This window comes from Streptomyces sp. NRRL F-6492 (assembly GCF_001280125.1).
Taxonomy (GTDB): Bacteria; Actinomycetota; Actinomycetes; order Streptomycetales; family Streptomycetaceae; genus Streptomyces.
On the sequence record NZ_LGEG01000035.1, the window covers coordinates 84256 to 104509 of the forward strand.

16 protein-coding genes are annotated in these 20254 nt (G+C 74.7%); 13 read left to right on the forward strand and 3 right to left on the reverse strand.

Features of this window, described 5'->3' with window-relative positions; all coding sequences use genetic code 11:
• Nucleotides 1-73: 73 nt before the first annotated feature.
• From ADL08_RS05635 to nudC, 6 genes are all read left to right on the forward strand, one after another.
• On the forward strand, nucleotides 74-544 hold the full coding sequence (locus tag ADL08_RS05635) for an MGMT family protein (RefSeq protein ID WP_107091974.1): 471 nt from the start codon (nucleotides 74-76) through the stop codon (nucleotides 542-544).
• Nucleotides 545-729: 185 nt separating this feature from the next.
• The gene (locus tag ADL08_RS05640) at nucleotides 730-4398 is read left to right on the forward strand and encodes an ATP-dependent DNA helicase (protein WP_063885238.1); all 3669 of its coding nucleotides are present in this window, start codon (nucleotides 730-732) and stop codon (nucleotides 4396-4398) included.
• A 177-nt stretch (nucleotides 4399-4575) separates the two neighbouring features.
• A complete protein-coding gene (locus ADL08_RS05645) occupies nucleotides 4576-5319 on the forward strand; it encodes a hypothetical protein (protein WP_053640928.1) in 744 nt (247 codons plus the stop codon).
• A gap of 230 nt (nucleotides 5320-5549) precedes the next feature.
• The gene (locus tag ADL08_RS05650) at nucleotides 5550-9035 is read left to right on the forward strand and encodes a UvrD-helicase domain-containing protein (RefSeq protein ID WP_053640929.1); all 3486 of its coding nucleotides are present in this window, start codon (nucleotides 5550-5552) and stop codon (nucleotides 9033-9035) included.
• Between the two features lie 10 nt (nucleotides 9036-9045).
• Nucleotides 9046-10464, forward strand: coding sequence for a dipeptidase (locus tag ADL08_RS05655; protein ID WP_053640930.1), 1419 nt, complete (start codon nucleotides 9046-9048; stop codon nucleotides 10462-10464).
• Between the two features lie 136 nt (nucleotides 10465-10600).
• Nucleotides 10601-11512 (forward strand): NAD(+) diphosphatase, encoded by a 912-nt coding sequence (gene nudC, locus ADL08_RS05660; RefSeq protein ID WP_053640947.1) that lies wholly within the window; start codon nucleotides 10601-10603, stop codon nucleotides 11510-11512.
• Between the two features lie 88 nt (nucleotides 11513-11600).
• Here the strand turns inward: nudC and ADL08_RS05665 are convergent, their stop codons facing one another.
• The gene (locus ADL08_RS05665) at nucleotides 11601-11843 is read right to left on the reverse strand and encodes a mycoredoxin (RefSeq protein ID WP_053640931.1); all 243 of its coding nucleotides are present in this window, start codon (nucleotides 11841-11843) and stop codon (nucleotides 11601-11603) included.
• Between the two features lie 224 nt (nucleotides 11844-12067).
• On the opposite strand from ADL08_RS05665, the gene ADL08_RS05670 reads away from it, so the two are divergent.
• The 5 genes from ADL08_RS05670 to ADL08_RS05690 all read left to right on the forward strand — a co-directional run bounded on the left by ADL08_RS05670 (nucleotide 12068) and on the right by ADL08_RS05690 (nucleotide 15921).
• Nucleotides 12068-14248: an ATP-dependent DNA helicase UvrD2 gene (locus ADL08_RS05670; RefSeq protein WP_324610425.1), complete on the forward strand. Its 2181-nt coding sequence runs from the start codon at nucleotides 12068-12070 to the stop codon at nucleotides 14246-14248.
• Nucleotides 14249-14420: 172 nt separating this feature from the next.
• On the forward strand, nucleotides 14421-14768 hold the full coding sequence (locus ADL08_RS05675) for a hypothetical protein (RefSeq protein WP_107091975.1): 348 nt from the start codon (nucleotides 14421-14423) through the stop codon (nucleotides 14766-14768).
• Nucleotides 14769-14939: 171 nt separating this feature from the next.
• On the forward strand, nucleotides 14940-15311 hold the full coding sequence (locus ADL08_RS05680) for a WhiB family transcriptional regulator (protein WP_053640933.1): 372 nt from the start codon (nucleotides 14940-14942) through the stop codon (nucleotides 15309-15311).
• Nucleotides 15308-15631 (forward strand): hypothetical protein, encoded by a 324-nt coding sequence (locus ADL08_RS05685; RefSeq protein ID WP_053640934.1) that lies wholly within the window; start codon nucleotides 15308-15310, stop codon nucleotides 15629-15631. Before ADL08_RS05680 ends, ADL08_RS05685 begins: the two co-directional genes overlap by 4 nt.
• Before the next feature lie 107 nt (nucleotides 15632-15738).
• Nucleotides 15739-15921, forward strand: coding sequence for a hypothetical protein (locus tag ADL08_RS05690; RefSeq protein ID WP_053640949.1), 183 nt, complete (start codon nucleotides 15739-15741; stop codon nucleotides 15919-15921).
• A gap of 31 nt (nucleotides 15922-15952) precedes the next feature.
• Here the strand turns inward: ADL08_RS05690 and ADL08_RS05695 are convergent, their stop codons facing one another.
• Together ADL08_RS05695 and ADL08_RS05700 are read right to left on the reverse strand one after the other, a co-directional pair.
• Nucleotides 15953-17356: an ABC1 kinase family protein gene (locus tag ADL08_RS05695; protein ID WP_053640935.1), complete on the reverse strand. Its 1404-nt coding sequence runs from the start codon at nucleotides 17354-17356 to the stop codon at nucleotides 15953-15955.
• A gap of 41 nt (nucleotides 17357-17397) precedes the next feature.
• Nucleotides 17398-18537: a TOMM precursor leader peptide-binding protein gene (locus ADL08_RS05700; protein WP_053640936.1), complete on the reverse strand. Its 1140-nt coding sequence runs from the start codon at nucleotides 18535-18537 to the stop codon at nucleotides 17398-17400.
• Nucleotides 18538-18772: 235 nt separating this feature from the next.
• On the opposite strand from ADL08_RS05700, the gene ADL08_RS05705 reads away from it, so the two are divergent.
• On the forward strand, nucleotides 18773-19372 hold the full coding sequence (locus tag ADL08_RS05705) for a M48 family metallopeptidase (protein ID WP_053640937.1): 600 nt from the start codon (nucleotides 18773-18775) through the stop codon (nucleotides 19370-19372).
• Nucleotides 19373-19570: 198 nt separating this feature from the next.
• Nucleotides 19571-20254: TerD family protein (locus tag ADL08_RS05710; RefSeq protein WP_199836954.1), on the forward strand; the 684-nt coding region annotated here is incomplete at its 3' end.

Genomic DNA, 20254 nt, shown 5'->3' on the forward strand with positions numbered 1-20254 from the left:
TGACGTGAGGCAGGATGGGGCGCGGGAGCCCGGAGGGGCCCGTGGGACGGGACGGACGAGGGTGGAGGGGCCCGTGGGGAAGACCGGAGGAGCGCCGGAGGGACCGCCCGGGGACGCGGAGGAGCTGCCCGCGTACGCGGAGCGGGTGCTCGACGTCGCGGACGCGATCCCGCCGGGCCGCGTGATGACCTACGGCGACGTCGCCGAGTGGCTGGACGAGGGCGGACCGCGCCAGGTCGGCCGGGTGATGGCCCTGTACGGCGGGGCGGCGCCGTGGTGGCGGGTGGTCCGCGCGGACGGCACGCTGCTGCCCGGCGCCGAGCTCCGGGCCCTCGCCCACTACCGCGAGGAGGGCACGCCGCTGCGGCAGGCGGGCCCGGCGTCCGAGGGGCACGTGCCCAGGATCGACATGCGGCGGGCCCGGTGGGACGGCGTCACGGGTACGGACGCGGGGACGGGCGCGCGGGCGGGTGCGGACACGGGTGCGGATGCCGCCGGGAGAGCCGGCGGCGCCGCCGTCGGGGGTGCCGGAACTCACACCTGAGGGCATCGGCCCAGGAGGCGCGGGCCGGGCGGGGCGGGCGGACCGGACGCGGTACGGGAAGCGGCGCGGAGTGCGGCTCGCCGCCCTCCGGCTTCGCGTAACGTCGTCGTTCGCGTCTTCCGGGGCGGCCACCGCGCACGGCCGCCTCACCCGCACCACCACACCCACCAGGACCGGCGATCCACGTGAGCTCCTCCTCCACCACCCGGCGTACGCCGCCGCACCAGGGACAGCCGCACCCGGGTCCGGGGCGGCAGCGGACCCCGGGCGCGTACCGACTGGTGCGCACCGCGCCGGCCCCGCTGGATCCCCCCCGACTGGACGCCGCACAGCGCGAAGTGGTTGAGCACGACGGCGGACCGCTCCTCGTCCTCGCCGGACCCGGCACCGGCAAGACGACCACCCTGGTCGAGGCGGTCGCGGCCCGCGTGGAGAAGGGCGCCGACCCCGAGCGCCTCCTCGTCCTCACCTTCAGCCGCAAGGCCGCCGTCGAACTCCGCGACCGCATGGCGGCCCGGCTCGGCGGCCGCCGCCCGCCGCAAGCGACGACCTTCCACTCGTACTGCTACGCCCTGATCCGCGCCCACCAGGACGCCGGGCTCTTCGCGGAACCGCTCCGCCTGCTCTCCGGACCCGAACAGGACCTCGCGGTCCGCGAGCTGCTCGCCGGCCAGATCGACCTGGAGAAGAGCGGCCTCGGCGGGGTCCGCTGGCCCGACGAACTGCGCGCCTGCCTCACCACCCGGGGCTTCGCCGACGAGGTGCGGGCCGTCCTCGCGCGCTCGCGGGAACTGGGCCTCGAACCGGACGCCCTCGCCCGCTTCGCCGACCGGGTCGGCCGCCCCGACTGGAAGGCGGCGGCCGGCTTCCTCGCCGAGTACCTCGACGTCCTCGACCTCCAGGGCGTCCTCGACTACACGGAGCTGGTCCACCGGGCCGTCCTGCTCGCCGGAAGCGTCACCCTGCCCCGGTACGACGCGGTGTACGTCGACGAGTACCAGGACACCGACCCGGCGCAGGTCCGGCTGCTCCACGCGCTCGCGGGCGGCGCCCGGAACACGGTGGTCGCCTTCGGCGACCCGGACCAGTCCATCTACGCGTTCCGGGGCGCCGACGTGAACGGCATCCTCGACTTCCCCGACTCCTTCGGCGGCGCGCCCGTCCGGGTCCTGCGCACCTCCCGGCGCTCCGGCGCGCGGCTCCTCGGCGCGACCCGGCTGCTGGCCCGGCTGATGCCGGTGCCCCGGCTGCCCGCCGACCGGGTCCGCGCCCACCGGGAGCTGACGGCGGTACGGGACGGGGGCCGGGCGGAGGCGTACACCTACCCCACGGCGTCGGCGGAGTCCGAGAACATCGCGGACCTGCTGCGCCGCGCGCACCTGGAGGACGGCGTCCCCTGGCAGGACATGGCCGTCCTCACCCGCGCCGGAGTCTCCCTCCCCTCCCTCCGCCGCGCCCTCACCTCGGCGGGCGTCCCGGTCGAGACGGACGCGGCGGACACCCCCCTCCGCCACGAGCCCGCGGTGGCCCCGCTGCTCCTCGCCCTCCGGGCGGTGTCGGGAGCGGGAGCGGCGCCGGGGCCGGTTGCCGCGGAGGGCGTCGGGGCCGCCGGCCCCGACGCGGATCCGGACGCGGCCGCGCCGGGCGGTTCGGCCCCTGACGCCGGTGGTACCGGAGAGACCACGGCCGACCGGTCGGTCACGGCGGACGGGCCGGTCACGGCGGACGGTCCGGTCACGGCGGACGGTCCGGTCACGGCGGACGGTCCGGCCGATGCCGATGCCGATGCCGATGGCGACGGCGATGGCGACGGCGATGCCGATGGCGACGGGCCGGGGCCGGATCCGGCGACCGGCGACGAGCCGTCCGCACCCGCCGGCACCGACACCGACACCGGCACCGACACCGACACCGGCGCCCGTACCGATACGCGTACCGACACCACCCCCGCCCCCCGTACCGACCGGCACGGTGACGGCGGGTGGCTCGACACCGAGACCGCGCTCGCGCTGCTCGCCTCGCCGCTCGCCGGGGTCGACCCGGCCGACCTGCGGCGGCTCGGGCGGGCGCTGCGGGACGAGGAGCGGGCCGCCGGGAACAAGGTGCCGCCGCCCTCCGACGTGCTGCTCGCCCGCGCGCTCGCCGAGCCCGAGCGGCTCGTCGCGCACGACCCCGCGTACACCCACGGCGTGCAGCGGCTCGGCAGGCTGCTCCGGGACGCCCGGACGCTGCTCGCCGCCGGCGGCACCGCCGAGGAGGCCCTCTGGGAGCTCTGGAAGGGCACCCCCTGGTCCGGCCGGCTGGAGCGCGCGGCCCTGCGCGGCGGCCCCGCCGGACGCAACGCCGACCGCGACCTCGACGCCGTCTGCGCCCTCTTCGAGACCGCCGCCCGCGCCGAGGAGCGCGTCGGCGGCCGGGGCGCCGTCAACTTCCTCGAAGAGCTCGACGCCCAGGACATCGCCGCCGACACCCTCACCCGCCGCCACACCCGCCCGGACGCCGTCCGGCTCATGACCGCGCACCGCTCCAAGGGCCTGGAGTGGAGCCTCGTCGTCGTCGCCGGGGTCCAGGAGGGCCTCTGGCCCGACCTGCGCCGCCGCGGCTCCCTCCTCGAAGCCGACCGCATCGGCCGCGACGGCCTGGCCGAACCCCTCACCCCCGGCGCCCTCCTCGCCGAGGAGCGCCGCCTCTTCTACGTCGCCGCCACGCGCGCGCGTGACCGGCTCGTCGTCACCGCCGTGAAGGCCGCCGCCGAGGACGGCGACCAGCCGTCCCGGTTCCTCACCGAGTTCGGCGAGGAGCCGAAGGACGTGCCCGGCCGCCCCCGCCGCCCCCTCGCCGTCTCCGCCCTGGTCGCGGAGCTGCGCGCCACCACCGTCGACCCGGACGCCTCGCCCGCGCTCCGCGACGCCGCCGCCCACCGCCTCGCCCGGCTCGCCGCCCTCACCGACGACGAGGGCCAGCCGCTGGTCCCGGCCGCCCACCCGGACCGCTGGTGGGGCCTGTTCGAGCCGACGCGCGCCGCGGTCCCGCTCCGTGACCGCGACCGGCCGGTCGCGCTCTCGCCCAGCTCCCTCGACAACCTCGTCAGCACCTGCTCCCTCCAGTGGTTCCTGGGCCGCGAGGTCAGGGCCGCGGAACCCGCCACCGCCGCCCAGGGCTTCGGCAACGTCGTCCACGTCCTCGCCGACGAGGTCGCCTCCGGCCGCACCCCGGCCGACCTCGACGTCCTCATGGCCCGACTGGACTCCGTCTGGGACGCGCTCGCCTTCGACGCGCCCTGGAAGTCGGCCCAGGAGAAGCAGAACGCGCGCGTGGCGCTCGAACGCTTCCTGAGCTGGCACGTCATGGACCGCGCCGGCCGCACCCCCGCCGCCTCCGAGCACGACTTCGACGTGACGCTGGAGGCGGGGGAGTACGAGGTCCGCATCCGGGGCTCCATGGACCGCGTCGAGACCGACGCCCAGGGCCGTGCCTACGTCGTCGACTTCAAGACCGGGAAGGCGGCCCCCACCAAGGACGAGGTCGCCCGCCACCCGCAGCTCGCCGTCTACCAGCTCGCCGTCCGCGAGGGCGCCCTCGACGAGGTCTTCGACGGCCGCCGCCCGGAGCCGGGCGGCGCCGAGCTCGTACAACTGCGGCAGCCCGCGCCGAAGAAGGAGGGCGGCGACGCCCTGCCGAAGGTGCAGGCCCAGGAGGCCCTGTCCGGGGAGTGGGTCGGGGAGCTGCTCGCCGGAGCCGCCGGCCGGGTCCTCGACGAGCGCTTCACCCCCACCACCGGCCAGCACTGCGCGACCTGCTCCTTCCGCGCCTCGTGCAGCGCCCGGCCGGAGGGCCGGCACGTCGTCGAGTGACCGGGGGGCCGGAACGCCGCACCCCGTACAACGCCGCACCCCGTACAACGCCGCACCCCGTACTCGGAGCGTCGCGTTCCACCCCCCCCGGCGCGTTCTCCGCCCCGCGCGCGTGCCACCCTCGGTGCGGTGCCGTGACGGGGGCACGTCGTGAAGCGAAGACGGGGGAACACGCGCGTGAAGGCCGACCGAAAGCTCTGGACGCGGACGACGACGGCGGCGGCCTGCATGGCCGTGGCCGTGACGGTCGGGACCACGGGCTGTTCCGGGGAAGGGAAGGGACAGGCCGACCCCTTCGCGGGGCTCTCCGCGGAGGCCATCGCCGACAAGGCCGAGGAGACCGCCAGGACGGTTACCGCCGTCCGGATGACCGGCCACCAGGAGGGGGACGGGACGAAGGTCGCGATGGACGTCCGCGTCGACGGCAAGGGGCTCTGCGAGGCGGAGCTGACCAACGGGGACGGGGGCAGGGGAACGTTCCTCCGCGTCGACCGCTCCGTCTACACGAAGGGCGACGACGCCTTCTGGGACACCAGCGAGGAGAACCGCACCGTCGGCAGGCTCCTCGCCGGCCGCTGGGCGAAGTCGTCCTACGAGGAGGGCGGCTCCCTCAGCGGGTTCTGCGACCTCCGCAACGTGTTCGAAGGCGGCGACGGGACCACCGGGCTGACCCGGGGCGAGGACACCGAGGTCGGCGGCGTCCCCGCCGTCACCCTGACCGGGAAGGCCGAAGGGGGCGGCACCCGGACCCTGCACATCGCCAAGGACGCGGACAAGCCGTACTTCCTCCGCGTCGTCGACACCGGCGGCAAGGAGACGGGCGAGATCACCTTCGGCGACTTCGGCAGGCCGGTCGCCGTCACCGCCCCGCCCGCCGACAGGACCGTGGACATGGACGAGGTCCTGAAGGCCCTGGACTGAGCGGCCCCAGCCCCGGCCCCGTCCCCACCGGACACCGGCCACGCGCGTGCGTGCGACGCCCCGCCGGTGTCCGAACCCGGCCCCGCGCGCGTGACGACCCGTCGGAAAGAGAGGTCGGTCACGCGCGCGTGCGCCCCGCCCCCGGAACTCCCGGCGGAGGAGGTCCGGGTCGCCCGGCCCGGAGGCCCGCGCCCGGCCGCGCTGTCGGACCGCCCCGCTAGCCTCTTCCGGTGACCGCACGCATCAGCGACCCCGAGGAGCTCAAGGAGCTGCTCGGCATCCCGTTCACCCCGGAGCAGACGGCCTGCATCACCGCGCCGCTCGCCCCGCAGGTCGTCGTGGCCGGAGCCGGCTCCGGCAAGACGACGGTGATGGCCGCCCGCGTGGTCTGGCTCGTCGGCACGGGCCAGGTCGCCCCCGAGCAGGTCCTCGGCCTCACCTTCACCAACAAGGCCGCCGGCGAACTCGCCGAGCGCGTCCGCACCGCCCTCGTCCGCGCCGGCGTCACCGACCCCGACGTCATCGACCCGGACAACCCGCCGGGCGAGCCCCGCATCTCCACCTACCACGCCTTCGCCGGGCAGCTCCTCACCGACCACGGCCTCCGCATCGGCCTGGAGCCCACCTCCCGGCTCCTCGCCGACGCCACCCGCTACCAGCTCGCCGCGCGCGTGCTCCGCGAGGCCCCCGGCCCCTACCCGGCGCTCACCCGGTCCTTCCCGACCCTCATCACCGACCTGCTCGCCCTCGACGCCGAACTGGCCGAGCACCTCGTCCCCCCCGAGCGCCTCCGCGCGTACGACTCCGACCTGCTCACGACCCTCGCGGGCGCCAAGCTGAGCAACGCCGAGCTGCGCAAGGTCCCCGAGGCCGCCACCGCCCGCCGCGAGCTGCTCGACCTCGTCGTCCGCTACCGCGCCGCCAAGCGCTCCCGCGACCTGCTCGACTTCGGCGACCAGATCGCCCGCTCCGCCGAACTCGCCACCACCCGGCCCGAGGTCGGCACGATCCTGCGCGAGGAGTTCCGGGTCGTCCTCCTCGACGAGTACCAGGACACCTCCGTCGCCCAGCGGCTGCTGCTCTCCGGCCTCTTCGGCCAGGGCACCGGACACGCCGTGACCGCCGTCGGCGACCCCTGCCAGGCCATCTACGGCTGGCGCGGCGCCTCCGTCGCCAACCTGGACGACTTCCCCGAGCACTTCCCGCACGGCGACGGCAGCCCCGCGAGCCGCTACGCGCTCTCCGAGAACCGGCGCAGCGGCGGCCGCCTCCTCGACCTCGCCAACGGGCTCGCCACCCCCCTGCGCGCCATGCACGCGGGCGTGGAGGCGCTGCGGCCCGCGCCCGGCGCCGAGAACGACGGCAGCGTGCGGATCGCCCTGCTGCCCACCCACGCCGAGGAGCTCGACTGGCTCGCGGACTCCCTCGCCCACCTCGTCCGCACCGGCCGCGAGCCCGGCGAGATCGCCGTCCTGTGCCGCACCGCCACCGACTTCCCCGCGATCCACGCGGCCCTCGTCGCCCGGGACGTGCCCGTCGAGGTCGTCGGCCTCTCCGGCCTCCTCCACCTGCCCGAGATCGCGGACCTCGTCGCCGTCTGCGAGGTCCTCCAGGACCCGGGCGCCAACGCCTCCCTGGTACGGCTCCTCACCGGCCCCCGCTGGCGGATCGGCCCCCGCGACCTCGCCCTCCTCGGCCGCCGCGCCCGCCTCCTGGTCCACCGGGGGAGCGAGCAGCCCGACCCCGAGCAGCGGCTCGCCGCCGCCGTCGAGGGCGTCGACCCGGCCGAGGTGGTCTCCCTCGCCGACGCGCTCGACACCTTCCTCGACTCCGGCGGCGCCCCCGACGACGGCCTGGCGTTCTCCGCCGAGGCCCGGGTCCGCTTCGCCCGCCTCGCCGCCGAACTGCGCTCCCTGCGCGGCTCGCTCGCGGACCCCCTCATGGACGTGCTGCACCGGGTCCTGAACACCACCGGCCTGGAGGTCGAGCTCTCCGCGTCCCCGCACGCCCTCGCCGCCCGCCGCCGCGAGACCCTCGGCCACTTCCTCGACGTCGCCGCCGGCTTCGCCTCCCTCGACGGCGAGGCCACCCTCCTCGCCTTCCTCGGCTTCCTGCGCACGGCCGTCCAGTTCGAGAAGGGCCTCGACAGCGCCCTCCCCGGCGGCGAGAACACCGTCAAGGTCCTCACCGCCCACAAGTCCAAGGGCCTGGAGTGGGACGTCGTCGCCGTCCCCGGCCTGGTCACCGGCCAGTTCCCCAGCGCACGCGCGCGCGAGGCGTGGACCTCCCAGCCGCAGGTCCTGCCGCACGCCCTGCGCGGCGACGCCGCCACGCTGCCGCCGGTCGACACCTGGGACGCCAAGTCCCTCGCCGCGTTCAAGACCGACATGCGCGAGCACCAGCACACCGAGGAACTGCGCCTGGGGTACGTCACCTTCACCCGCCCCCGCTCCCTCCTCCTCGGCTCCGGCCACTGGTGGGGCCCGAGCCAGAAGAAGCCCCGCGGCCCCTCGGACTTCCTCCTCGCCCTGTACGAGCACTGCGCGGCCGGCCACGGCGAGATCGAGGCCTGGGCGGACGAGCCGGAGGAGGACGCGGAGAACCCGACCCTGGCGGCGGCGGACCGCGACGAGGCGTGGCCCCTGCCGCTGGACCGGGAGTCCTTCGAGCGCCGCCGGGAGGCGGCGGAGCGGGTGATGACCCGGTTGTGGGCAGTCGTTCCGCAGGGCTCCGGGGAGGACGGGCACCACCCCGCGAGCGAGGCGCCCGACCTCCAGGACCCGCACCCCGAGGACCCCTGGGAGGACGAGGAGCCGGTCTGGGACGAGGACGAGCAGTCGCTCCCCGAGGACGCCCACGCGGACGCGGTCCCGGCCCCGAGGACCCCGGAGCCGGAGGCACCCGGGGGAGCGGGGGCCCCGGAGTCCGCAGCCCCGGAGCCGGAGACCCCCGAGGACGTGGGGACCCCGGAGGAGTCCGGGACCCCGGAAGGCGCCGGCGGCCTCACCCCCGAGGACGCCAGGACCATCGCTTCCTGGGACCGCGACCTCACCTCCCTCACCACCGAACTCCGCCGCGCCCGCGCCACCACCCGGGACGTCCTGCTGCCCGCGTACCTCTCCGCCTCCCAGGTGCTGCACCTCGCCGCCGACCCCGACGGCTTCGCGCGGGAGCTGGCCAGGCCCCTGCCGAAGCCGCCGCAGCCCGCCGCCCGCCGGGGCACCCGCTTCCACGCGTGGGTGGAGTCCCGCCACGAGGAGCTGCCGCTGCCGTTCCTCGGCCCGGAGGAGCTGCCCGGGGGCGAGGACTTCGCGGGCGAGCCCGAGATCCTCGACGAACGGGACCTGGACGAGCTGAAGGAGGCCTTCGCCCGCACCCCGTACGCCCGCCGCACCCCGTACCGCGTCGAGGTCCCCGTCCACCTCACCCTCGCGGGCCGGGTCGTCCGGGGCCGGATCGACGCCGTCTACCGGGACCCGGAGAGCGGCGCGTACGAGATCGTCGACTGGAAGACCAGCCGGACGCGCAGCGCCGACCCGCTCCAGCTCGCGATCTACCGGCTCGCCTGGGCCGAGCAGCACGGCCTCGCGCCCGAGGAGGTGGCCGCCGCCTTCGTGTACGTCCGGACGGGCGAGGTCGCCCGCCCCGCCCGGCTGCCCGGCCGGACCGGGCTCGAGGCGATCCTGCTGGGCGGGGCACCCCCGGACGCCGGATAGGCTCATATGTATGAGCGAGACCCCGGACAGCGCCGTCCACGCAGTGCGCACGTACATCGAGCGGCACCGCACCGCCTTCCTCGACGACCTCGCCGAGTGGCTGCGCATCCCGTCCGTCTCGGCGCAGCCGGAGCGGGCCGGTGACGTGCGGCGCAGCGCCGACTGGCTCGCCGCCAAGCTCACGGAGACCGGCTTCACCACGGCCGAGGTCTGGGAGACCGCCGGCGCCCCCGCCGTGTTCGCGGAGTGGCCCTCGGACGACCCCGACGCCCCGACCGTCCTCGTCTACGGCCACCACGACGTGCAGCCCGCCGCCCGCGAGGACGGCTGGCACACGGACCCGTTCGAGCCGGTCGTGGTCGACGGCCGGATGTACGCGCGCGGGGCGGCCGACGACAAGGGCCAGGTCTTCTTCCACACCCTCGGCGTCCGCGCCCACCTGGCCGCCACCGGCCGCACGGCCCCCGCCGTCCACCTCAAGCTGCTCGTCGAGGGCGAGGAGGAGTCCGGCTCCCCGCACTTCCGCGAGCTGGTCGAGGCCCGCGCCGGGCGGCTCGCCGCCGACGCCGTGATCGTCTCCGACACCGGCATGTGGTCCGAGACCACCCCCACCGTGTGCACCGGCATGCGCGGGGTCGCGGACTGCGAGATCGAGCTGTACGGCCCCGACCAGGACATCCACTCCGGCTCCTTCGGCGGCGCCGTGCCGAACCCGGCCACCGTCGCCGGCCGGATCGTCGCCGCCCTCCACGACGACGACGAGCGCGTGGCGATCCCCGGCTTCTACGACGGGGTGACCGAGCTGACCGACACCGAGCGGGCCCTCGTCGCCGAGCTGCCCTTCGACGAGGCGGCCTGGCTGCGCACGGCCAGGTCCCACGGCACCCTGGGCGAGGCCGGCTTCTCCACCCTGGAGCGGGTCTGGGCCCGCCCCACCGCCGAGGTCAACGGCATCGGCGGCGGCTACCAGGGTCCCGGCGGCAAGACCATCGTCCCCGCCTCCGCCCACCTCAAGCTCTCCTTCCGGCTGGTCGCCGGCCAGGACCCGGCCAGGATCGAACCGGCCGTACGGGACTGGCTCGCCGGCCTCGTCCCGGCCGGGATCCGGTACGAGATCGTCTTCGGCGCCCCGACCCGCCCCTGTCTCACCCCCCTCGGCCACCCCGCCCTCAGGGCGGTGGCCGGGGCCATGAGCCGCGCCTTCGACGGCGCCGAGGTCCGCTACACCCGCGAGGGCGGCTCGGGTCCGGCCGCCGACCTCCAGGACGTCCTGGAGGCACCCGTCCTGTTCCTCGGCATCTCCGTCCCGTCCGACGGCTGGCACGCCCCGAACGAGAAGGTCGAGCTCGACCTCCTCATGAAGGGCGTCGAGACGACCGCTCATCTCTGGGGCGACCTGCCCGTCGCCCTCCGGGCCGCCGAGCGCTGAAACCACCACACCGAACCGGGGGAGTTGGAAGCAACCTGTGAGCACCTTGAAGAACGCGCCGGCCCTGAACGACGCGGCGGGCCGGGAGGACGCGCCGGACGTCCCGGTCCCGGCGCCCGCCCCGGCGGACCGCCCGATCTCGCTCACCGCCCCGAGCGGCATCGACCGCGCCGCCCACCACCGCCTCGACGAGGCGTGGCTCGCGGCGGCCTGGAGCCACCCCACGACCCGGGTCTTCGTGGTCTCCGGCGGCCAGGTGCTGATCGACGACCGGGCCGACGGCACCACCGAACTCGTCATGACCCCGGCGTTCGAGGCCCCGGTCACCGAGACCCACCGCTACTTCCTGGGCACGGACGCCGACGGGGTCTCCTACTTCGCGCTCCAGAAGGACTCCCTGCCCGGCCGCATGGACCAGTCAGCCCGCCCCGCCGGGCTGCGCGAGGCCGGGATGCTGCTCTCCGACCGGGACACCGGCCTGATGGTGCACGCCGTGGCCCTGGAGAACTGGCAGCGCCTCCACCGCTTCTGCTCGCGCTGCGGCGAGCGCACGGTCATCGCCGCGGCCGGGCACGTCCGCCGCTGCCAGGCCTGCGGCGCCGAGCACTACCCGCGCACCGACCCCGCGGTGATCATGCTCGTCACGGACGAGCACGACCGGGCCCTGCTCGGCCGCCAGGTCCACTGGCCGGAGGGCCGCTTCTCGACCCTCGCCGGTTTCGTCGAGCCGGGCGAGTCCATCGAGCAGTCGGTGGTCCGCGAGGTCTTCGAGGAGGCGGGCGTCACGATCGGCGAGGTCGAGTACGTCGCCAGCCAGCCCTGGCCCTTCCCCTCCAGCCTGATGCTGGGCTTCTTCGCCCGCGCCACCTCCTCCGAGATCACCGTGGACGGGGAGGAGATCCACGAGGCCCGCTGGTTCTCCCGCGAGGAACTGGCCGCCGCCTTCGAGACCGGCGAGGTCCTCCCCCCGTACGGCATCTCGATCGCCTCCCGCCTGATCGAGCGCTGGTACGGCAGGCCGCTCCCGAAGCCGGGCGACGTGATCTGACCCGCCCGGCCTTCCGCGCACGAGAAGAGCCCCCTCCGGACACACGGTCCGGAGGGGGCTCTTTTCAGCCACCGGGAAGGGGCGGAGCTCAGGCGCCGATCTTCTGCTTGACCTGGGCGAGGCTCGGGTTCGTCAGGGTGGAGCCGTCCGGGAAGAGCACGGTCGGCACGGTCTGGTTGCCGCCGTTGGCCTTCTCGACGAACGCCGCCGAATCCGGGTCCTGCTCGATGTTGATCTCCGTGTACGTGATGCCCTCGCGGTCCATCTGGCTCTTCAGCCGACGGCAGTAGCCGCACCACGTGGTGCTGTACATCGTCACAGTGCCCTGCATGGCCAGGCGCTCCTCTGGTTCTTCGCTCGCGTTCGCTGACGGGTCCGAGAAGGAGAACGCACGGCCCGCCCGTCCCATTCCCAAAACCGGTTCCGGACCGTTTCCGGACCGTTTCCGCACCGCCCGGGGCCCGGCCCGATCCGCCCCGCGATTCGTATGACCGGCGGCTCCCGCCTGTGGACAACCCGCCGCACCGACCTCACGGGACCTGGCAGCATGGCGGGGTGACAGCAGCGACGCACTCCTCTCTCTTCCCCCAGGTGCCGGAGACGGCCGACGCGGTGCTCGACGGGCTCGACCCCGAGCAGCGCGAGGTCGCGCTCGCCCTGAGCGGCCCGGTGTGCGTGCTGGCGGGAGCCGGCACGGGCAAGACGCGGGCCATCACGCACCGGATCGCGTACGGGGTGCGGGCGGGCGTGCTCCAGCCCGCCGGCGTGCTCGCCGTCACCTTCACCAACCGCGCCGCGGGCGAGATGCGCGGCCGGCTCCGGCAGCTCGGCGCGGGCGGCGTCCAGGCCCGCACCTTCCACTCCGCGGCCCTCCGCCAGCTCCAGTTCTTCTGGCCGAAAGCCGTCGGTGGCGAGCTGCCCCGGCTCCTGGAGCGCAAGGTCCAGCTGGTCGCCGAGGCCGCGGCCCGCTGCCGGATCCGGCTCGACCGGAACGAGCTGCGGGACGTCACCGGCGAGATCGAGTGGGCCAAGGTCACCCAGACCGTCCCCGCCGACTACCCGGCCGTCGTCGCCAAGTCCCTCAGGGACGCCCCCCGCGACCCGGCCGAGATCGGCCAGATCTACGCCACGTACGAGCAGCTCAAGCGCGACCGCTCGGTGATCGACTTCGAGGACGTGCTGCTGCTCACCGTCGGCATCCTCCAGGACCGGCACGACATCGCCGACCAGATCCGCCGCCAGTACCAGCACTTCGTCGTGGACGAGTACCAGGACGTCTCCCCGCTCCAGCAGCGGCTGCTCGACCTGTGGCTCGGCGACCGCGACAACCTCTGCGTGGTCGGCGACGCCAGCCAGACGATCTACTCCTTCACCGGCGCCACCCCCGACCACCTGCTGAACTTCCGCGCCCGGCACCCCGGCGCCACCGTGGTCAAACTGGTCCGCGACTACCGCTCCACCCCCCAGGTCGTCCACCTGGCCAACGGGCTGCTCTCCCAGGCCCGCGGCCGGGCCGCCGAGCACCGCCTGGAGCTGATCTCCCAGCGCGACCCGGGCCCCGAGCCGGTCCACACGGAGTACGCCGACGAGCCCGCCGAGGCCGAGGGCACCGCCCGCCGCGTCCGCGACCTGATCGCCGCCGGCGTACCGGCCGGCGAGATCGCCGTCCTCTACCGGATCAACGCCCAGTCCGAGATCTACGAGCAGGCCCTCGCCGACGCCGGGGTGCCCTACCAGCTCCGCGGCGCCGAGCGCTTCTTCGAGCGCCAGGAGGTCCGGGAGGCGGGCATCGCCCTGCGCGGCGCGGCCCGCGCCGGGGGCAACGACTCCCTCCTAGACGCCGCCGAGGACCTGCCCGCTCAGGTCAGGGCGGTCCTCTCCACCAAGGGCTGGACCACCCGGCCGCCCGCCGGCTCCGGCGCCGTCCGCGACCGCTGGGAGTCCCTCGCCGCCCTCGTCCGCCTCGCCGAGGACTTCGTCCGCGCCAGGCCCGGAGCCACCCTCTCCGACCTGGTCGCCGAACTCGACGAGCGGGCCGCCGCCCAGCACGCCCCGACCGTCCAGGGCGTCACCCTCGCCTCGCTGCACGCGGCCAAGGGCCTCGAATGGGACGCCGTCTTCCTGGTCGGCCTCACCGAGGGCATGATGCCGATCACCTACGCCAAGACCGACGAGCAGGTCGAGGAGGAGCGGCGCCTGCTGTACGTGGGCGTCACCCGCGCCCGGATTCACCTCACGCTCTCCTGGGCCCTCTCCCGCTCCCCGGGCGGCCGGGCCTCCCGGCGCCCCACCCGCTTCCTCAAGGGCCTGCGCCCCGGCTCCGGCCCCCTCGGCGCCACGGGGCACGGCGGCGGCCCGGCCTCCTTCGAGCGGGGGACCGCCGCCGCCCGGCGCAGGCAGCGCGGCCCCGTCCTCTGCCGGGTCTGCGGCGCGACCCTCACCGAGGCGGGCGTGATGAAGCTGATGCGCTGCGAGGACTGCCCCTCGGACATGGACGAGGGCCTGTACGAGCGGCTCCGCGACTGGCGCGCCGAGCGGGCGGGCGAGCTCGGCCAGCCCGCCTACTGCGTCTTCACCGACAAGACCCTCATGGCGATCGCCGAACGGGTCCCCGCCACCGGCGGAGAGCTCGCCTCGATCTCCGGCGTCGGAACCCGCAAGCTGAACCGCTTCGGAGCCGACGTCCTGGCCATCTGCGCAGGTGAGGAGGGAGGGACGGGGGTCGGGGAACCCTGAGGAAAACTCGTCGGAAAAATAGTTTGCGCCCGCCCCGTCAAGCCCCATAGGTTCTTAACCACGGAAACGGCGGCTTCTTCGAAGCCCTGTCTTCGTGCTGTACTTGTCCAAATAAACATGAGGGTCCGGCTCGCACCCGAGCCCTCCGAGACGCCGAGAGGAGGCGATTCCAGTGATCAGCTACACGATTCAGACCAGCACCGCCAGCTTCGTCAGCACCGCCAAAATGACCGATCGCTCGGTCGTCTCCGCCTGCACGCTCGGCCTCTCCGCCTCGGCGTTCATCGGCACCGGTCTGCCTACCACCGGTCTCTCCGGTCTCGGCATGCCCGGCGCCCTGGAGCTGCGGTCCTCCGTGGATCTGCGCAATGAGCGACCGACCAAGGCACTGGAAGCAGGAGCAGCGGGCAAGGCCAAGGCCTATGCCTTTGCGGCGGCCAGTGCCGGCACCCAGCAGCAGACGACGCATCACACGATGTGGGCCTTCCGTGGGCTCGAACCCTGGAGTGATCCAGCCTGATCCAGGATCAGGCAGGCGCCTTCAGGGCCGCGGAACCCCACCCGGGATCCGCGGCCCTTCTGTTTGTCCCCGAACGGGGACGAGCGGGAGAAGGGGCCTCGGGCTGAAACACCCGGTACCAGCCGAAACCCCGGCCAACAGGCCGGAACGACCAGACGAGGAAAGAACACCGTGCAACTCGAAGCGCACGCCCCGTCCGTACCGCCTTCCGAATCGCTCCCCCAGCCCGGCCGCCCCACGGAGGACCCCGCTTTGACCCCCCTCACCGCGCTCACCGCGCTCGACGACGCCATCGAGAACCTCGGCGTCCCCGTCCCCTGCCGCTCCTACGACCCCGAGGTCTTCTTCGCCGAGTCCCCGGCGGACGTGGAGTACGCGAAGTCCCTCTGCCGCACCTGCCCGCTCATGGCCGCCTGTCTCGCCGGCGCCAAGGAGCGGCGCGAGCCGTGGGGCGTCTGGGGCGGTGAGCTCTTCGTCCAGGGCGTGGTCGTCGCCCGCAAGCGGCCGCGTGGCCGTCCGCGCAAGAACCCGGTCTCGGCATGAACGCCACCGGAACCATCGACCGCCCCCACACGCACGATCCCCAGAAGCAGGCCCCGATGACCTCTTCCACCAGCGAGCCCGCGGGCTCCGCGACCCCGGCTTTCTCCCCCGCCGCCGCTCCCGTGGCGCGTCAGAACAGGACCCGTGAAATGCAACTCATCCCCGAAGCCCTGGCTCGTGCCCATATGCACGATCGACGGCGTGAGGCCGACGCGGAACGCCAGGCCGTGCGCCTGGTCGCCGCCCGGCGCATGCAGCGCCGCGCCGAGCGCGTCTCGCTGCGCGCCCGCCGCGCGCTCGCCATGGCCGTCATGCACTGAGAACCCGCGCCCTCCGGGGCGCCGTCGCGGGGGCCGGTCCTTCAGGACCGGCCCCCGCGGTGCGTGGTGCGGCACCGCGGGTGCCCCGCCGGGCTATCGTCACAAGGGTGAACGACGCCGGCGCCCCCGAGGAGCCCCTCACCTGCGCGCGCTGCGGCAGAACCGCCGACACCCTGCCGCTGACCTGGACCTGCTCGATGGAGGACGGCCGCCGGGTGTACTTCTGCGAGGACTGCTCTCGGGCCAACCTCCGCGCCATTGAAGGCAGACTCGACTCCTCCTGGTGGTGACGCCCCCGACCCCCGACCCACCGGACGGGCCCTAGCCCGCCTCTCCCTCCGGCTCCGGCTCTCCCTCAGGCTCCGGCTCAGGCTCCGGCTCCGGCTCCGGCTCCGCGAAGCCCGGGAGCCATTCGCTCAGTTCGTCGTGCAGGCGGACCGTCGCGTTCAGCTGGCACAGCACTCCGATGGTGCTCAGCGTCACCCGGTGGATCAGCAGGTACGAGGGCGGCAGGTTCAGCTGCTTGCCCAACTGGTGCGCGGGGGAGCGGGGGTCGGCGATCCGGGCCGCCTGGGTGCGCATCCAGGAACGGGTGAAGACGAAGGACTCCGCCTCGGCCGGTTCGATGATCGGCAGCAGGTACTCCAGGACCGCGTCCGGATCGAGCGAGACGGTCTCCTTGACGAAGCCCTCCTCGCGCAGCAGGTCGTGGACCGCCTCGGCGTCACCGGCGAGCGTCATCCGCAGACAGGTGCCGATCATCTCGGGCAGCCCGCCCGGCAGCCGGTCCACGGTGCCGAAGTCGAGGACGCCGAGCCGCCAGTCCTCCGGGCCCCCGTCCTCCCCGGCCCCGGGCAGCAGCCGGAAGTTCCCCGGGTGCGGATCGGCGTGCAGCAGGCCGGTGCGCGCCGGGCCCGAGAAGAGGAAGCGGGCGAGGAGCTGACCCGCCCGGTCCCGCTGCTCGCGTGTGCCGTCCGCGATCACCTCCGAGAGCGGAAGGCCCTCCATCCACTCGGTCACCAGGACCTGTTCCGACTGGTGCACCACGGCCGGGACCACCACGTGCGGGTCGTCCGCGAACTCCTCCGCGTGCTTCCGCTGGGCCGCCGCCTCCAGGGCGTAGTCCAGCTCCTCGGAGACCCGGTCCCGCATCTCGGCGATCAGCGGCTTGATGTCCATGCCCGGGACCAGCGGGCCGAGCAGCCGGGCGAAGCGGCTCAGCTGGGTCAGGTCCGAGAGCAGTGCCTCCCCGGCGCCCGGGTACTGCACCTTGATCGCGACCTCGCGCCCGTCGTGCCACACGGCCCGGTGCACCTGCCCGATCGAGGCCGCGGCCGCGGGCTTGTCCTCGAACTCCAGGAACAGCTCCCGCCAGTCGGCGCCCAGCCGCTCCTCCAGGACCGCGTGCACCGTCCGCGTCGGCATCGGCGGCGCCGCGTCCTGGAGCTTCGTCAGCGCCGCCCGGTAGGGCCCTGCGACCTCCTCCGGCAGGGCCGACTCGAAGACGGAGAGGGCCTGCCCGAACTTCATGGCCCCTCCCTTCAACTCGCCGAGGACCTTGAAGAGCTGGTCGGCCGTGCGCTGCTGGAGCTCGCGGGCGACGATCTCCGCGGACCTGCCGCCGATCCGCTTGCCCAGGCCCCAGGTGGCCCGGCCCGCGAAGCCCAGGGGCAACGCGGCCAACTTGGCGGTCCGGGTGACCGCCTTCCGGGGAAGATCAGACATGCGCCCCTCCATAACCCAGACTGTCGTGCCGCGCGGGACCGTTACCCCGCCATTGTGTCGTGCGCGTCCAGCGCCGCCGAGGCGCGCTCCCCCTTCCCTCCGCGCGCCGCCCCGCAGGGGCAGGCCGGATGGGGTCTCAGCCGCTCCGTCCGCCACTCCAGGAACGGCAGCGACGCCTCCCAGCGGGTGCCCGTGCTCGCCGGCAGGTTCCCGTCCAGGAAGGCGAGGGCGTGCGCGGCGGCCAGTCCCGCCACCGCCGTGGCCAGCCCCAGGTCGCAGGCGGGCAGCGGGTGCGGGGCGCCGGAGCGCCACTGGGCGAGCAGCCGGGGCCGGACCGGATCCCGGTCCGTCCGCTCCTCCTGGAGGCAGCGGGCGCAGGCCGTGCCGCCCGGCAGCACCAGCGGGCCGACCACACCCGTCGCCTCGACGACCCCGGCGTAGAGGTGGGGGACGCCGGTGGAGACCCACCGCTCGGCCGGGAGCGGATCGGGGACGTACGCGCCGAGACCGTCCCTCGGCGCCACCACCACGAGTGAAAGCCCGGCCCCTGTGCCACCTTCACCCGGGCCCCCGCGCGCCGCGCCCCGTGACCAGTGGCCGACCAGGCGCCGGGCGGCCGTCGCCCGGCGTTCGCCGACGGCCTCGGGCGGCAGGCCGCCCGGCGCCGTCTCCCAGGGCTCGACCCGGCCCGAGTCCAGCACCTCGACCCGGCCCACGCCCGCCGCGGCCAGCAGGGCCGCCACCGTCGCCCCCACCCGCCCCGCGCCCCGGACCTGGACGCGCAGGGCCCGCCGGGCCGCCAGGGCCCCCGCCGCCCGCTCCGGCTCGGGGTGGACCACGGACAGGGAGGCCAGGTCCGCCCGGAGGGGGTCGAGGACCGCGTCCGCCGCCCCGGCGGCCGGGCCCGCCCTCCCGGGCCGTCCCGTCGCGGCGTCCGTGAGGAGCCCGGCCGACTCCAGGCGGCCGAGGAGCGCCTCCAGGCGCCCGTCCGGCAGACCGCGCGTCCGCGCCTCGGCCCGCAGCAGCTCGATCCCGCGCGTCCCGTCGAGCAGTCCGAGCACCGCCTCCGTCTCCGGGCCGACCGGGTCGAGCACCACGGCGTGGGCCGGAGTGACCCCGAACTGGACGCACCGCAGGCTCCGCCAGGCCCGCCGCAGTGCCGGTTTCACCATCGGATGCATTTCCCCGCCTCCATCCCCGCCTCCATCCGCGCCCACGGCCCGCCCCCATGATCCGCACGCGCGATCCACATTCATGATCGACAACGGATTTCCGCCGTCACGGGAGTGAGAATGCCCCGTCTCCCCGACCGGTGCGGAAAGTTGTCCACAGGCCGGGGGGATTAGTCATTCAAATGGGGCGCGGTGCGGCCGGACCGTTCCCGAAACCGCCCCGGCAGCGGGTAACGTCGGGGCCGTGCCCGCCGACCCACGACGCAGCGTGACCAGCAAGCCGCCCCGCGACACGGGGACGGGCGCGGTCGAGGTCCGCAGAAGCGCGCGGCGCAGCAGGACCGTCTCGGCCTACCGCGAGGGCGACCGGACCGTCGTCCTCATCCCCGCCCGCATGTCGGAGGCGGAGGAGCGGCGCTGGGTCGGGGTCATGCTGGACAAGCTCGCCGCCAAGGAGAGCCGGAGCGTCCTCGGCGACCGCGAGCTCACCGAGCGGGCGCTCCGCCTGTCCGACCAGTACTTCGGCGGCCGGGCCCGCCCCGGCTCGGTCCGCTGGGTGACCAACCAGAACACCCGCTGGGGCTCCTGCACCCCCTCCGAGGGCAGCATCCGCCTCTCCCACCGGCTCCAGGGCATGCCCGAGTACGTCGTCGACTACGTCCTCCTGCACGAGCTGGCCCATCTGCTCGTCCCCGGCCACGGCCCCCGTTTCTGGCGGCTCCTGGAGGCCTATCCCCGCACCGAGCGGGCCCGGGGCTACCTGGAGGGCGTGGTCGCCGCGGAGCGCCTCCCGAGCCTCCGGGACCACACGGACCACGAAGACCACGAAGACCACACGGACTAGGCAGACCACGCAGACCACGCGGACCACCCTGACCGTCCCGGTCTCCCGGACGCTCGCGAGGAGTGACGGCGCCGCCACCCGTCGGGACGCGGATTTCCCGATTCCGTACCGAAAACGACCTGGCCTGTCTCAATGTCGCACGCAGCGGTTAGCCTGGCGCGAGCATTCGCCATTCGGGATGGGGGACGGTCGTTACGCATGGCCAGGGAATTCCAACGCGGCCACAAGGCCAAGATCAGTGATCTGACCGCGGGGACCGATCTGTACGTGGGCGTGCAGATCGCGGCGCCCGGACTGACTTTCGACATCAGCTGCTTCGGCCTCGACGCCGACGAGCGGCTCTCGGACGACCGCTACTTCGTCTTCTTCAACCAGCCGAAGTCGCCCGAGGAGTCCATCCAGCAGCTCGGCGCACAGGCCGGTGACACCGAGTCCTTCCGCGTCACCCTCGACCGCGTCCCGGCGCACATCCACAAGCTGTCCTTCACCGCCACCATCGACGGCGCCGGCCAGATGTCCCAGGTCGGCCCCGGCCACCTGCGGATCGTCGCGGGCGGCGAGGAGGTCGCCCGGTACGCGTTCACCGGCGCGGAGTTCTCCACCGAGCGCGCGGTGATGCTCGGCGACTTCTACCTCAAGGACGTCTGGCGGTTCGCCGCCGTCGGCCAGGGCTTCGACGGAGGCCTCGAGGCGCTCCTGCGGAACTTCGGCGGCGAGGTCGCCGAGGAGGAGCCCGCGGCCCCGCAGCAGCAGGCGGCCGCGCCCGGCTTCGCCCCGCCGCCCCGGGCGACGGCGCCCCCGGCCTTCGGCGCCCCCGCTCCGGCACCCGCCCCCGCGCCCGCGTTCGGCGCCCCGGCGGCCCCGCCCGCCCCGGCCCCCGCG

Bases quoted from the DNA above. Each gene is read 5' to 3' on its own strand.
- ADL08_RS05655 (WP_053640930.1), top strand. From the start codon at position 9,046: ATGAGCGAGACCCCGGACAGCGCCGTCCACGCAGTGCGCACGTACATC.
- ADL08_RS05665 (WP_053640931.1), bottom strand. From the start codon at position 11,843: ATGCAGGGCACTGTGACGATGTACAGCACCACGTGGTGCGGCTACTGC.
- ADL08_RS05685 (WP_053640934.1), top strand. From the start codon at position 15,308: ATGAACGCCACCGGAACCATCGACCGCCCCCACACGCACGATCCCCAG.
- ADL08_RS05695 (WP_053640935.1), bottom strand. From the start codon at position 17,356: ATGTCTGATCTTCCCCGGAAGGCGGTCACCCGGACCGCCAAGTTGGCC.
- ADL08_RS05700 (WP_053640936.1), bottom strand. From the start codon at position 18,537: ATGCATCCGATGGTGAAACCGGCACTGCGGCGGGCCTGGCGGAGCCTG.